General features: G+C 72.5%; 9 protein-coding genes. 5 read left to right on the top strand and 4 right to left on the bottom strand.

Going from position 1 to position 11,986, the window contains the following annotated elements; genetic code table 11:
- Positions 1 to 113 precede the first annotated feature (113 nt).
- The 4 genes from ACFV6X_RS35100 to mtnA all read right to left on the bottom strand — a co-directional run bounded on the left by ACFV6X_RS35100 (position 114) and on the right by mtnA (position 6,042).
- Positions 114 to 1,952 (bottom strand): LpqB family beta-propeller domain-containing protein, encoded by a 1,839-nt coding sequence (locus tag ACFV6X_RS35100; RefSeq protein ID WP_385390449.1) that lies wholly within the window; start codon positions 1,950 to 1,952, stop codon positions 114 to 116.
- Positions 1,942 to 4,020 (bottom strand): MtrAB system histidine kinase MtrB, encoded by a 2,079-nt coding sequence (gene mtrB / locus ACFV6X_RS35095; protein WP_385390448.1) that lies wholly within the window; start codon positions 4,018 to 4,020, stop codon positions 1,942 to 1,944. Before mtrB ends, ACFV6X_RS35100 begins: the two co-directional genes overlap by 11 nt.
- Before the next feature lies 1 nt (position 4,021).
- Entirely contained in the window at positions 4,022 to 4,711 is a 690-nt protein-coding gene (gene mtrA, locus ACFV6X_RS35090) for a two-component system response regulator MtrA (RefSeq protein ID WP_187281934.1), read from the bottom strand.
- Positions 4,712 to 4,884: 173 nt separating this feature from the next.
- Complete coding sequence (mtnA, locus tag ACFV6X_RS35085) at positions 4,885 to 6,042, bottom strand: S-methyl-5-thioribose-1-phosphate isomerase (RefSeq protein WP_385390446.1); 1,158 nt, start codon at positions 6,040 to 6,042, stop codon at positions 4,885 to 4,887.
- 140 nt (positions 6,043 to 6,182) lie between these two features.
- Here mtnA and ACFV6X_RS35080 point away from each other — a divergent pair, with 140 nt between their 5' ends.
- From ACFV6X_RS35080 to ACFV6X_RS35060, 5 genes are read left to right on the top strand one after another with little or no spacing between them, the layout of a single operon-like run.
- A complete protein-coding gene (locus tag ACFV6X_RS35080) occupies positions 6,183 to 7,532 on the top strand; it encodes a glycerophosphoryl diester phosphodiesterase membrane domain-containing protein (RefSeq protein ID WP_385390444.1) in 1,350 nt (449 codons plus the stop codon).
- 4 nt (positions 7,533 to 7,536) lie between these two features.
- Positions 7,537 to 8,355 carry a DUF4129 domain-containing protein gene (locus ACFV6X_RS35075; protein WP_385390443.1) on the top strand — a complete coding sequence of 273 codons (819 nt, stop codon included), beginning with the start codon at positions 7,537 to 7,539 and terminating at the stop codon, positions 8,353 to 8,355.
- The gene (locus ACFV6X_RS35070; RefSeq protein ID WP_385390441.1) at positions 8,352 to 9,542 is read left to right on the top strand and encodes a DUF4350 domain-containing protein; all 1,191 of its coding nucleotides are present in this window, start codon (positions 8,352 to 8,354) and stop codon (positions 9,540 to 9,542) included. Before ACFV6X_RS35075 ends, ACFV6X_RS35070 begins: the two co-directional genes overlap by 4 nt.
- A complete protein-coding gene (locus tag ACFV6X_RS35065) occupies positions 9,542 to 10,531 on the top strand; it encodes an AAA family ATPase (protein WP_385390439.1) in 990 nt (329 codons plus the stop codon). Before ACFV6X_RS35070 ends, ACFV6X_RS35065 begins: the two co-directional genes overlap by 1 nt.
- Positions 10,531 to 11,841: a DUF58 domain-containing protein gene (locus ACFV6X_RS35060; protein WP_385390438.1), complete on the top strand. Its 1,311-nt coding sequence runs from the start codon at positions 10,531 to 10,533 to the stop codon at positions 11,839 to 11,841. The genes ACFV6X_RS35065 and ACFV6X_RS35060 overlap by 1 nt, the downstream gene beginning before the upstream one ends.
- Positions 11,842 to 11,986: the final 145 nt, after the last annotated feature.

Here is an 11,986-nt window from a genome sequence, read left to right as displayed (position 1 = left end):
CCAGAACCCCCACCATCACTCTCGCCGCCTGACTATCGCAAACACCCGCATACCAGGCACCACGTCCTTGACGAAGGACATAGAGACACCCCCCCCCGAGACGGACCCGCCCGCTACCCCGGATAGACCGGCGCGGACCCGTCCTTCACCACGGTCTGCCACTGCGCCCCGTCCGGCAGCCGCACGATCCCGTCCACCGAGTACGCCACCAGCGGGAGCCGGTCGTCCTCGGAAGCGGCGATCTCCTTCACCCCGGTGAGCGCGTCGGGCGCCGGCACCTCCGGCATGGAGCCGTCGACCTGGACGTACCGCATCTGCTGCACGCCCCCCTCCTCGCGCCCGACCACCACGAGCCGGCCGTCACCGGCCCAGGACATGGTGGTGACCTCCTCCAACTGCGGTGCGGCGGAGCGCAGTTCCAGCACCGCGACACCCGCCACGCCGGTGACCTGGTCCTTCTCGCCCCGCTCGATCCGCCCGACCTGCAGCGACTGCTTGCCGTCCTTCTCCACGACCAGCGCGATCCGCACGCCGTCAGCCGCGACCCGCACGGACTGGATCCGCCCGTCCAGCCGCGGCACCTGCACCTCCACCGGCTCGCCCTTGCCCTCCGGGAGCACGAGCAGCCGCGAGTTCTCCGGGTTGCGGTCGGCCACCCACAGGTCGCCTCGCGTGTCCCAACTGGGCGTGGTCAGCCGGTCCTTCTCCGTCCGGCCCGTGCTGCGCACCACCGGCTCCCCGAGCGAACCACCCGACGCGAGCAAACCGACGTACAGCGCCTTGCCGTCCAGGGCGACCCCGGCCGCGGTCTGCTCCTGCCGCGACACCGCCGCCGAGCGCAGCGCCCGCACGCCCTCGCCCAGCTCTCCCGGCACCGGTTCGGCCTTGGCGCTCCGGCTGCCGGCCGGGATCCGGACGAGCCGGTGCTCCCCGTCGACGAAGTACAGGTAGTCGGCGCCCCGGGCCGACCCGTGTGCGGCGACGGCCGCCGCCCCGTCCTCGTTGAGCACGCACAACTGCACACCGCCCGCCTGCAGCTCGATCTCGTCCACCGCGGGCGTGAGGTTCTGGAGGGTGAACAGCAACTGCGCTGCCATCTCATTGCACTTGGCCGGCCCGACCCGGGCGGCCTTGTCGTTCAGTGGCACGGTCAGCCGGTTCCGGTCGTCGGGCGTCAGCGCGCCGACGCCCTTCCGCAGCGCCGCACCGGTGGGGAAACTCGATCTGACCACGGGACCCAGCCAGGTCGTCGGCCCGTTGAGCAGGGAGCGCACGATCTGCGTCGTGGGGTCCACGCGCCGGCGCAGGTACACGGGGTCGGCGACCGCCGCGGGTTGCGAGGACGCGCCCACCGCGGTGTGGGAGGCGAAGTAGTACTTGTTGACGGACATGTAGTTGCGCTGGAAGTCCGACTGGCCCATGACGACGCCCTGCGGCAGCCCGTCTATGCGCCACTGCCCGCTCTTCTTGTCGCGCGTGAGGTGCACCGGCTTGCTGTAGGAGCCCTCCGTCGGCGTGTACGACTGCTGCGCGTCCACCAGGGCGACCTTGGTGCCGGTCAGCGTGAACAAGAAGTCGACCCCGTCCTCCCGGGTCCCCACGGAGTTCGCCTGGGTGTCCGGCCCGTCGGCGAGCACCGTGGTGGACAGCTCCGGCTGCCAGGTCTTCGCGGCCGCCGCCGTCAGATACTGCTTCGCCGTCGCATAGTGCGGGTCGTCGCTGGTCAGCGCCTCGAGAAAGCCCTGCACGATCTCCGACGGCGGCGCGTCCTCGCGCGGCGGCATGGGAAAGACCCGCACCTGCGTCTCCTGGCGCGGAGTGGACTCCACGCCTTGCAGGTCCCCGCTGTCGGGCATCGAGGCGCACCCTGTCAGCAGTACGACGCCACAGGCGACGTACGCCACCGCGCGTCCCGGCGTGCGCCGGGAGCCCCCCTCGCGGTCAGCGCCCACGAAATGCCTCCCCTTGATCGTTCAACTCCTTCGGCCCGGCGTCCACGGCACCGGTCGGGGCCGTACTGCGCGCCGCCTCGCCGACCGGCTGTTCGCCCTGCCCCCGCGTCCCTCCGGCGGGCCGGGGCACCACGCGAGCGCCGTTGCCGGGCAACGCCGTCGGATCGGCCGTCGGGGCCACGGCGGCCGACCGGTGCGCGATCGGATCGCGCGCCCCCATCTGGCCGCTGCCCGTGGACTGGGCGGGCACGGTCGCGGTCTTCTCCCCGCCACCGCGCGGCAGCCCGGCGTCGTCCAGGCCACGGTTGCGCCGGGAATCCTTGGGCTCCAGCGGTATCGGCGAGCCCCTGAGCGGCTCGTCCGCGGTGCGCGGCAACGTCAGCCGGAACTGCGAGCCACCGCCCGGCTCACCCCACGCCTGCAGCCAGCCCCCGTGCAGCCGCGCGTCCTCCAAGGCGATCGACAGCCCGAGGCCGGTGCCACCGGTCGTACGCGCGCGTGCGGGGTCGGCCCGCCAGAAGCGGCTGAAGACCCGGGTCGCCTCTCCGGGCTTGAGTCCGACGCCGTAGTCGCGCACCGCGACCGCCACGGCGCCGCCCGCCGCGGCGAGCTTGACGACGACGTCCTTGCCCTCGCCGTGCTCCACGGCGTTGACGACAAGGTTGCGCAGCACCCGCTCCACCCGCCGGGCGTCGGCCTCGGCGACGACGGGCTGCTGGTCGCCCACCACGCGTATGTGCGTGCCCTTGCGCTCGGCGAGGGGCTCGGCGCCACTGACCACGCGCCGCACGACCTCCCTGAGGTCTATCGGCTCGGCCTCCAGCGCCGCCGCACCCGCGTCGAAGCGACTGATCTCCAGCAGGTCCGCCAGCAGCGACTCGAACCGGTCGAGCTGGTCGGCGAGCAGCTCCGCCGACCGCGCGGTCACCGGGTCGAAGTCCACCCGCGCCTCATGGATGACGTCGGCCGCCATCCGCACGGTCGTCAGCGGTGTCCGCAACTCGTGCGACACGTCGGACACGAACCGCCGCTGCATCCGCGACAAATCCTCCAGCTGCTGGATCTTCAGCTGAAGGTTCTGCGCCATCTTGTTGAAGGCCTCGCCGAGGCGCGCGATGTCGTCCTCGCCGGTGACCTTCATCCGCTCCTGCAGCCGTCCGGCGGACAGCCGCTCGGCGATCCCGGCCGCCATCCGCACCGGTGTCACGACCTGCCGCACCACCAGCCAGGCGATGGCCCCGAGGAGTACGACGACGAAGAGGCCGGCTGTCGCCAGGGTGCCCTTGACCAGGCTCAGCGACTTCTCCTCCTGCGTGAGCGGGAAGAGGTAGTACAGCTGGTAGGGGTCACCGTTGGGGTCGTTGACCTCCTTGCCGATGACCAGCGCGGGCTGTGAGCCCTTGTCGCCGCTGTAGACGATGCGGGTGTAGCTCTGCGCGGCTGTCGGACTGCTGTTCACGCGCTCGCGCAGCGCCTCAGGCACGCTCGTGTTCGGGTCGACACCACCGGAGGCACGCGGTCCACGCCCCCCGCCGCTGTTGTCCCCGGCGGGCAGCGTCACCACGTCGAAGGCGCCCTGACCACCGCTGGAGAGCGAGGAGACGAGGTCGCTCATCCACTGGATGACGTTCTGCGAGGACCGCCCGTCCACCACCGTGGAGGGGTCCTCCCCGGTGCCGCTCGCGGCCTCGTCGGCCCGCTGCCTGGCCACCGCGAAACCGCCCGTGGCCTGGCTCTGCGACGCCTTCACCTTGGCGTCCAGCAGTCCGTTGCGCACCTGCCCGATGACCACGAAGCCGAGCAGCAGCACGACACCCAGCGACATCAGCAGGGTCGTGACCACCACCTTGAGCTGGATGTTCCGCCGCCACAGCCGCATGACGGGCAGCAGCGGACGCCGTACCCAGCGCATGAACAGCCGGAGGACCGGGCTGCCCTGGACTCCGCCCTGGAGCAGCCCGCTCTCCAGGAGCCGTCCCCAGCGGGCACCCGCCGCCTTCCGGCCGACAGGCCGCCCCGCGCGGGCCCCGGACCGGCCGGGCGCCGAAGCGGCACTGTCCTTGGACATCTCAGCTCGGCCCGGCCTTGTAACCGACTCCCCGGACGGTCACCACGATCTCCGGGCGCTCCGGGTCCTTCTCTACCTTGGAGCGCAGCCGCTGCACGTGCACGTTGACCAGTCGTGTGTCCGCCGCGTGGCGGTAGCCCCACACCTGCTCAAGGAGCACCTCGCGGGTGAACACCTGCCACGGCTTGCGGGCAAGCGCCACCAGCAGGTCGAACTCCAGCGGCGTCAGCGCGATCGACTGCCCCTCGCGCTTCACCGAGTGCCCGGCCACGTCGATGACCAGGTCACCGATGGCGAGCTGCTCCGGCGCGGGCTCCTCCGAGCGGCGCAGCCGCGCCCGGATACGGGCCACCAGCTCCTTGGGCTTGAACGGCTTCACGATGTAGTCGTCGGCCCCGGACTCGAGCCCCACGACGACATCGACGGTGTCGCTCTTCGCCGTGAGCATCACGATCGGCACCCCGGACTCCGCCCGGATCAGCCGGCACACCTCGATGCCGTCCCGTCCGGGCAGCATCAGGTCGAGCAGTACCAGATCCGGCTTGGCCTCCCGGAACGCTGCCAGCGCCTTGTCGCCGTCGGCTACGAAAGACGGCTCAAAACCTTCACCACGCAGCACAATGCCGAGCATCTCGGCCAGTGCGGTGTCGTCGTCGACGACAAGGACTCGTCCCTTCATAAACGACATCATCCCATTCTCATAACGGTGAAGGAGGTGCAGGTGAGCAGGCTCACTGGCCAGTGACGATAGTCGTATCGGGTCACTACTGTCTGCCCTCGATCAGATGTCACCGGCCCCTCTCCCCACGGAGCACCGCAGATCGAGGGGCCCAGAGCGTTGATCTGGCCGAGATCAGGCCAAGATCAGGGCACCGCCGGCCCCTGGCGGACGGCCGCGCCCCGCGCCTCGTCGCACATCTCCGCCAGCGCCTCGGCGGTCACAGGCGACACCGCACCCTCCTCCGTGACGATCGCCGTGATCAGCTCGGGCGGCGTCACGTCGAACGCCGGGTTGTAAGCCTGCGTCCCCAGGGGCGCCACCGGCACCCCCCCGCCCGCGCCCGTCACCGGCACGTTCGGCGCCGCGACCTCGGTCACCTCGTACCCGGGCCGCTGCTCCACCTCGATGGACGCCCCGTCCGGGGTCGCGGGGTCCACCGTCGTCACCGGCGCCACCACGATGAACGGAACATGGTGGTACCGCGCCAGCACGGCGAGCGGATAGCTGCCGACCTTGTTCGCCACCGAGCCGTCGGCCGCGATGCGATCCGCCCCGACCAGCACCGCGTCCACCTCCCCCGCCGCGAACAGCGAACCCGCCGCGCTGTCGGTGAGGAGCGTGTACGCCATACCGTTGCGCGCCGCCTCGTACGCCGTGAGCCGGGCCCCCTGCAACAGGGGACGCGTCTCGTCCACCCACAGCCGCCGCAGCTGCCCCACCCGGTGCGCGGCGAGCGCCACGGCGAACGCCGTGCCCTCCCCACCCGACACCAGCGAACCGCTGTTGCAGTGCGTGAGGATCCGATGTCCGCCGCCCGGCAGCAGTTCCTCCAGCAGCGCCAGCCCGTGCCCGGCCATCCGGGCACTGGCCTCGGCGTCCTCCCGGTGCAGCTGCCGCGCGGCCGCCAGCGCCGCCCCGGCGGCCTGCTCGGGGTCGCCCCCGCCGGCGAGCGCGGCGTCGTACGCGGCCCGTGCCCGGCGCACGCCGACGGAGAGGTTCACGGCGGTGGGCCGGGCGCTTTCCAGCGCGAAGGCGGCCTCGTCCACGCCGAAGCCGCGCGCGGCGGCGAGCGCGACGCCGTACGCGCCCGCGATGCCGAGCAGCGGCGCCCCGCGCACGGCGAGCGAACGGATCGCCTCCACCAGGGCGGAGGCGTCCGTACACACCAGTTCGACCTCCTCGGCGGGCAACCGCGTCTGATCGAGAAGGACCACGACCGGTCCTTCGGGGGGTTCGTCCCAGCGGATCGCCGGACTACCGGTGGACTTGTCCTCGCCGGATTGCGCGTACTGATCAGCCATGCGGTCAGTCTGCCCGTTCCACGACGGACAATTGAAGGTGTGGCACCCATACCGCGGCCGGTCCCTGGGTGAACGCCCCATGGCACGATGTCTGCCAACCTGCCGCCGCGCCGGCGGACGGGCACTGTGAAGGAGCGACGATGAACGACACTCCGGGCTGGGCCTCGCCCGGATCCGCCCCGTCCAACGGGCAGGAGCCCGGCACGTCCGGCCCTGCCGAGCCGGCCGACCGGCCCGGCCCCGCGCAGCCCTCGCAGCCCGAAGACCAGCCAGGCCCCCAGACGCCCGAACCCGGCGCGAAGTGGTCCAAGGAACAGCCGCCGCCCGCCCAGTGGTCCGCGCCCACGGGTCCGCCGGCACCCGGTCAGACTCCCCCGCCCCCACCACCCGGCCCCGGCTGGGGCGGCCAACAGCCTCCCGGCGGTCACAGCGGCGGGTACGGCAACTGGCAGGGCCCCGGCGGCGGCCACGGCGGTTGGGGCGGCCAGTGGGGCGGTCCGCCGCCCGCGGCCAAGCCCGGCGTGATCCCGCTCCGCCCGCTCGGCGTCGGCGAGATCCTCGACGGTGCCGTCTCCACCATGCGCACCTACTGGCGCACCGTGCTCGGCATCGCGCTCACCGTGGCGATCTTCACGGAGATCATCGTCATCCTGCTCCAGGGCCTCGTCCTGAACGAGCGGACCAGCACCGAGGCCCTCGAAGATCCCAACGCCACCCTCGGCGAACTCAGCCGCGCCCTCGGCGACGCGCTGCTCAGCTCCGGGGTCATCTTCCTGATCTCCCTGATCGGCACCGTCGCGGCGACCGCGCTGCTCACCACCGTCACCAGCCGCGCCGTCCTCGGAAAGCCCGTCACGACCCGTGAGGCCTGGCGCGACGCCCGCCCGCGCGTACTGAAGCTGTTCGGCCTGATCTTCCTGCTGCTCCTGATCGCCGTGGGCGTCGCCGTCCTGGGCGCCGTGCCCGGCGTCCTGGTGACCCTGGCCGGAGGGGGCGGCGCCGGCGCCGCGCTCACCGTCCTGGGCAGCCTGTGCACCGCCGTCCTCGCCCTGTGGCTGATGGTCCGCTTCTCGCTGGCCTCCCCCTCCCTGATGCTGGAGAGGCAGGGCATCCTGAAGGCGATGAGCCGCTCCGCCAGGCTCGTCCGCGGCTCCTGGTGGCGCGTCTTCGGCATCCAGCTGCTCGCCACGATCATCGCCAACATCGTCGCGGCGATCGTCGTCATCCCCTTCACGTTCCTCGCCGCGGCCCTCAGCGGCGACGGCGTCAACGGATTCCTCGAGGGCACCGGCGACTTCGGCTGGACGTTCCTGATCATCAGCGGGGTCGGCTCCGTGATCGGTTCCATGATCACGTTCCCGATCGCGGCCGGTGTCACCGTGCTCCTCTACGTCGACCAGCGCATCCGCCGCGAGGCCCTCGACCTCGAGCTGGCCCGCGCCGCCGGCGTCCAGGGCTACGGCACCTCCAACCCCTCGCCCGGGAGCTGATGCGGTGCACCTCGCCGGGGGATTCCTCACAGCCGTGCCACCACTGCCACGCGCCGGCGAAGCCGCCGTCCGCGCCTGGCTGCGCGCCGGCGACCTGACCGCACGACCGCCGCACCGCACCGGCGGCACCTCCGTGCTGTCGCTGCCCGGCTCCGACGAGGCACCGCCGCTCACGATCCCCCGCGACCCCGCGCGGGACGCGGCCCGACGCGAGCTGTCCAAGCGCATGTACCACGAGGACGACCCCGGCCTGTTCCAACGCCTCCTCGACGCCTTCTGGGAGTGGCTCGGCAAGCTGCTCCGCCTCGCGTCCGACGCCACCCCCGGAGGCACGCTCGGCCTCCTCGTGGTCGTCGTCGCCGTCCTCGCGGTCCTGGGCGCCCTGTGGTGGCGCCTGGGCACCCCACGCCGCCGGCCCACCTCCTCCGCCGCCCTGTTCGACGACCGCCCCCGCAGCGCCGCCGAACACCGCGCGGCCGCCGAGGCCCACGCCGCCCAGGGCCACTGGAACCAGGCCCTCCAGGAACGCATGCGCGCCATCGTCCGCTCGCTGGAGGAACGCGCCCTCCTCGACGCCCGCCCCGGCCGCACCGCCGACGAGGCAGCCGCCGAAGCCGGCCGCGCCCTGCCCTCCCACGCCGACCGGCTGCACGCCGCCGCCCGGGACTTCGACGACGTCACATACGGAGGCCGCACGGCCGCCGAACCGTCGTACCGCCGCATCGCCGAACTCGACCGCGATCTGGAGCGCACCAAGCCCCAGCTCACCAGCAGCAGCGCCCACAGCGCGGACCCCGACACCCGCCAGGGAGCCGCCGGATGACGACCGAGGCCAAGCTCCCCGCCACCTCGGCCTCGCGCACCCCCCGCCAGGTATGGACCCGCACGCGAGGCATCGCGCTCGCCCTCGTCCTCCTCCTGGCCGGAGCGGTCGTGATCGCCCTGGTCCGCTCCGACGCCAACCGCGGCAGCCTCGACCCGCGCTCCACCGCCCCCGAGGGCAGCCGCGCCGTCGCCGAACTCCTCGCCGACCGCGGCGTGTCCACCCGCCTGGTCACCACCCTGGAGGCAGCGCGCGCCGCGGCCGCCCCCGACACCACCCTCCTGGTCGCCGTCCCCGACCTGCTGACGGGACCTCAAAAGACCCAGCTGCGCTCCACGATGGCCGAATCCGGCGGCCGCACGATCCTCGTCGCCGCCGGCAGCTCCTCCGTCGAGCAACTCGCCCCCGGCGTCACCGCGGACCCCGCCACCAGCCTCCGGTCCACGCTCGAACCCGACTGCGACTTCCTCCCGGCCCGGCGCGCGGGCGCCGCCGACACGGGCGGCCTCCGCTACACCGCCCTGCACCTCGAAGCCGACGAGTGCTACCCGAGCCAGCGCCTGGCCAGCCTCATCCGCTTCCCAGAGGCCTCCGGTGGCGGCGACACCGTCGTCCTCGGCGCGCCCGACATCCTCTTCAACGACCGTCTCGGCGAGCAGGGCAACGCCTCGCTCGCCCTCCAACTCCTCGGTTCGCGCCCCCATCTGGTCTGGTACCTCCCCTCACTCGCCGACGCCTCCACGCCGGACGACGAGCGCAGCATCTTCGACCTGCTCCCCTCCGGCTGGCTCTGGGGCACCCTGCAGCTCTTCATCGCCGCGGCCCTCGCCGCCCTGTGGAGGGCACGCCGACTCGGCCCCCTCGTGCCCGAAAAACTCCCCGTGGCGATCCGCGCCTCCGAGACCGTCGAAGGCCGCGCCCGCCTCTACCGCAAGGCGAATGCCCGCGACCGCGCGGCCGCCGCTCTTCGCTCCACCACCCGCACCCGCCTCGCCCGCCTAGTAGGCGTCTCCGTCGCCCAGGCGCACGCGCCCGAGGCCCTGCTCCCCGCGCTGTCCGCCCACCTCCACGGCGACGGACAGTCCCTGCAGCCTCTCCTCTTCGGCCCGCCGCCCGGCGACGACGCGGCCCTCATCTCCCTCGCCGACCAACTCGACGCCCTCGAAAGAGAGGTACGCCGTCCATGATGGACCCGACCACTGACAACGCCGGGCGGACCGGGGATACGGGCAACGCCCGAGCCGCCCTGGAGGCTCTGCGCGCCGAGATCGCGAAGGCCGTGGTCGGCCAGGACCCCGCTGTGACGGGCCTCGTCGTCGCTCTCCTGTGCCGCGGACACGTTCTCCTCGAAGGAGTCCCCGGGGTGGCCAAAACGCTGCTTGTCCGCGCCCTCGCCTCCGCACTCGAACTCGACACCAAGCGAGTCCAGTTCACCCCCGACCTCATGCCGAGCGACGTCACCGGCTCCCTGGTCTACGACGCCCGCACCGCCGAGTTCTCCTTCCAGCCCGGCCCGGTCTTCACCAACCTCCTCCTCGCCGACGAGATCAACCGCACGCCCCCCAAGACCCAGTCGTCCCTCCTGGAAGCCATGGAGGAACGCCAGGTCACGGTCGACGGCACCCCCCGCCCCCTGCCCGACCCGTTCCTGGTGGCCGCGACCCAGAACCCGGTCGAGTACGAGGGCACGTACCCCCTCCCCGAAGCCCAGCTGGACCGTTTCCTCCTCAAGCTCACCATCCCCCTCCCCTCCCGCCAGGACGAGATCGCGGTCCTCACCCGGCACGCCGAGGGCTTCAACCCGCGCGACCTGCGCGCCGCCGGCGTACGCCCTGTGGCGGACGCCGCCGTGCTGGAGGCCGCCCGCACAGCCGTCGCCAGGACCACAGTCACCCCCGAGATCACGGCCTACGTCGTCGACATCTGCCGAGCCACCCGCGAATCGCCCTCCCTCACCCTGGGCGTGTCCCCACGAGGCGCCACCGCCCTGCTCGCCACCTCGCGCGCGTGGGCATGGCTCACCGGCCGCGACTACGTCACCCCCGACGACGTCAAGGCCCTGGCCCTCCCCACCCTCCGCCACCGGGTCCAGCTCCGGCCGGAGGCCGAAATGGAAGGCGTGACAGCCGACTCCGTCATCAACGCCGTCCTCGCCCACGTCCCCGTCCCCCGCTGATGGCACTCACCGGCCGCGCCGCGCTCCTCGCGGCCCTCGGCTCTCTGCCCGTAGGCCTGTGGGAGCCGAGCTGGACAGGAATCCTGGCCGTGAACGGCCCCCTGGCCCTCGCCTGCGCCTGCGACTACGCCCTCGCTGCGCCGGTACGGCACCTGGGCCTCACGCGCTCCGGCGACACCTCCGCCCGCCTCGGCGAGACAGCGGACGTCACGCTCACCGTCACCAACCCCTCCCGTCGCACCCTGCGCGCCCAGCTCCGCGACGCGTGGCCTCCCAGCACCTGGCAGCCGGGCACCGAGTTCGCTGCCTCCCGCCACCGCCTGACAGTCCCCGGGGGCGAGCGCCGCCGCATCACGACCCGGCTGCGCCCCTCCCGCCGCGGCGACCGCCAGGCCGACCGCGTGACAATCCGCTCCTACGGCCCCTTGGGCCTCATCGCCCGCCAAGGCACCCACAAGGTCCCCTGGACGGTCCGCGTCCTGCCCCCCTTCACCAGCCGCAAGCACCTCCCGTCGAAACTCGCCCGCCTCCGCGAACTCGACGGCCGCACAAGCGTCCTTCAGCGAGGCGAGGGCACGGAATTCGACAGCCTGCGGGAGTACGTCCCCGGCGACGACACCCGCTCCATCGACTGGCGCGCCACAGCACGCCAGACGACGGTCGCCGTACGTACCTGGCGTCCCGAACGCGACCGCCACATCGTCCTGGTCCTCGACACCGGCCGCACCTCAGCCGGCCGCGTGGGCGACGTCCCACGCCTCGGCGCCTCCATGGACGCCGCCCTGCTCCTGGCCGCCCTGGCCTCCCGCGCCGGCGACCGCGTCGACCTCCTCGCCTACGACCGCCGGGTACGCGCCTCGGTGCAGGGCCGCACAGCAGGCGACGTACTGCCTTCCCTGGTCAACGCCATGGCGACCCTCGAACCCGAACTCGTCGAAACGGACGCCCGCGGCCTCGCCGCCACGGCACTTCGAACTGCCCCTCGACGCTCCCTCATCGTCCTTCTCACGACGCTCGACGCGGCTCCGGTGGAAGAGGGCCTGCTGCCCGTTCTCCCGCAGCTCACGCAACGCCACTCGGTTCTGGTGGCCTCCGTGGCGGACCCTCACATCGCCCTCATGGCCACCTCCCGCGGAGACACGGAGTCGGTCTACGACGCGGCAGCCGCCGCCCAGGCCCGGTCCGAACGCCACCGCACCGCCGAACAACTCCGCCGACACGGCGTAACGGTGGTGGACGCGACGCCGGACGATCTGGCGCCGGCGTTGGCGGACGCGTATCTGGCACTCAAGACGACGGGGCGCCTCTGATATCTGAGAAGGGCCTCAGGCAAACTCACTGAAGGCCCTCCAAGTGTCCATAAACGCAGAAAACCCCGCATCCGAAGATGCGGGGTTTTCATCAAAAATTGTTCGGCGGCGTCCTACTCTCCCACAGGGTCCCCCCTGCAGTACC

The organism is Streptomyces sp. NPDC059861, from assembly GCF_042731435.1.
Classification (GTDB): Bacteria; Actinomycetota; Actinomycetes; order Streptomycetales; family Streptomycetaceae; genus Streptomyces.
This window is presented reverse-complemented; position numbering and strand designations above follow the sequence as displayed.

What these genes read in the sequence shown, in the direction of transcription:
- mtrB (WP_385390448.1), bottom strand. Translation starts at nt 4,020, where the DNA reads ATGTCCAAGGACAGTGCCGCTTCGGCGCCCGGCCGGTCCGGGGCCCGC.
- mtrA (WP_187281934.1), bottom strand. Translation starts at nt 4,711, where the DNA reads ATGATGTCGTTTATGAAGGGACGAGTCCTTGTCGTCGACGACGACACC.
- mtnA (WP_385390446.1), bottom strand. Translation starts at nt 6,042, where the DNA reads ATGGCTGATCAGTACGCGCAATCCGGCGAGGACAAGTCCACCGGTAGT.
- ACFV6X_RS35080 (WP_385390444.1), top strand. Translation starts at nt 6,183, where the DNA reads ATGAACGACACTCCGGGCTGGGCCTCGCCCGGATCCGCCCCGTCCAAC.
- ACFV6X_RS35070 (WP_385390441.1), top strand. Translation starts at nt 8,352, where the DNA reads ATGACGACCGAGGCCAAGCTCCCCGCCACCTCGGCCTCGCGCACCCCC.
- ACFV6X_RS35065 (WP_385390439.1), top strand. Translation starts at nt 9,542, where the DNA reads ATGGACCCGACCACTGACAACGCCGGGCGGACCGGGGATACGGGCAAC.
- ACFV6X_RS35060 (WP_385390438.1), top strand. Translation starts at nt 10,531, where the DNA reads ATGGCACTCACCGGCCGCGCCGCGCTCCTCGCGGCCCTCGGCTCTCTG.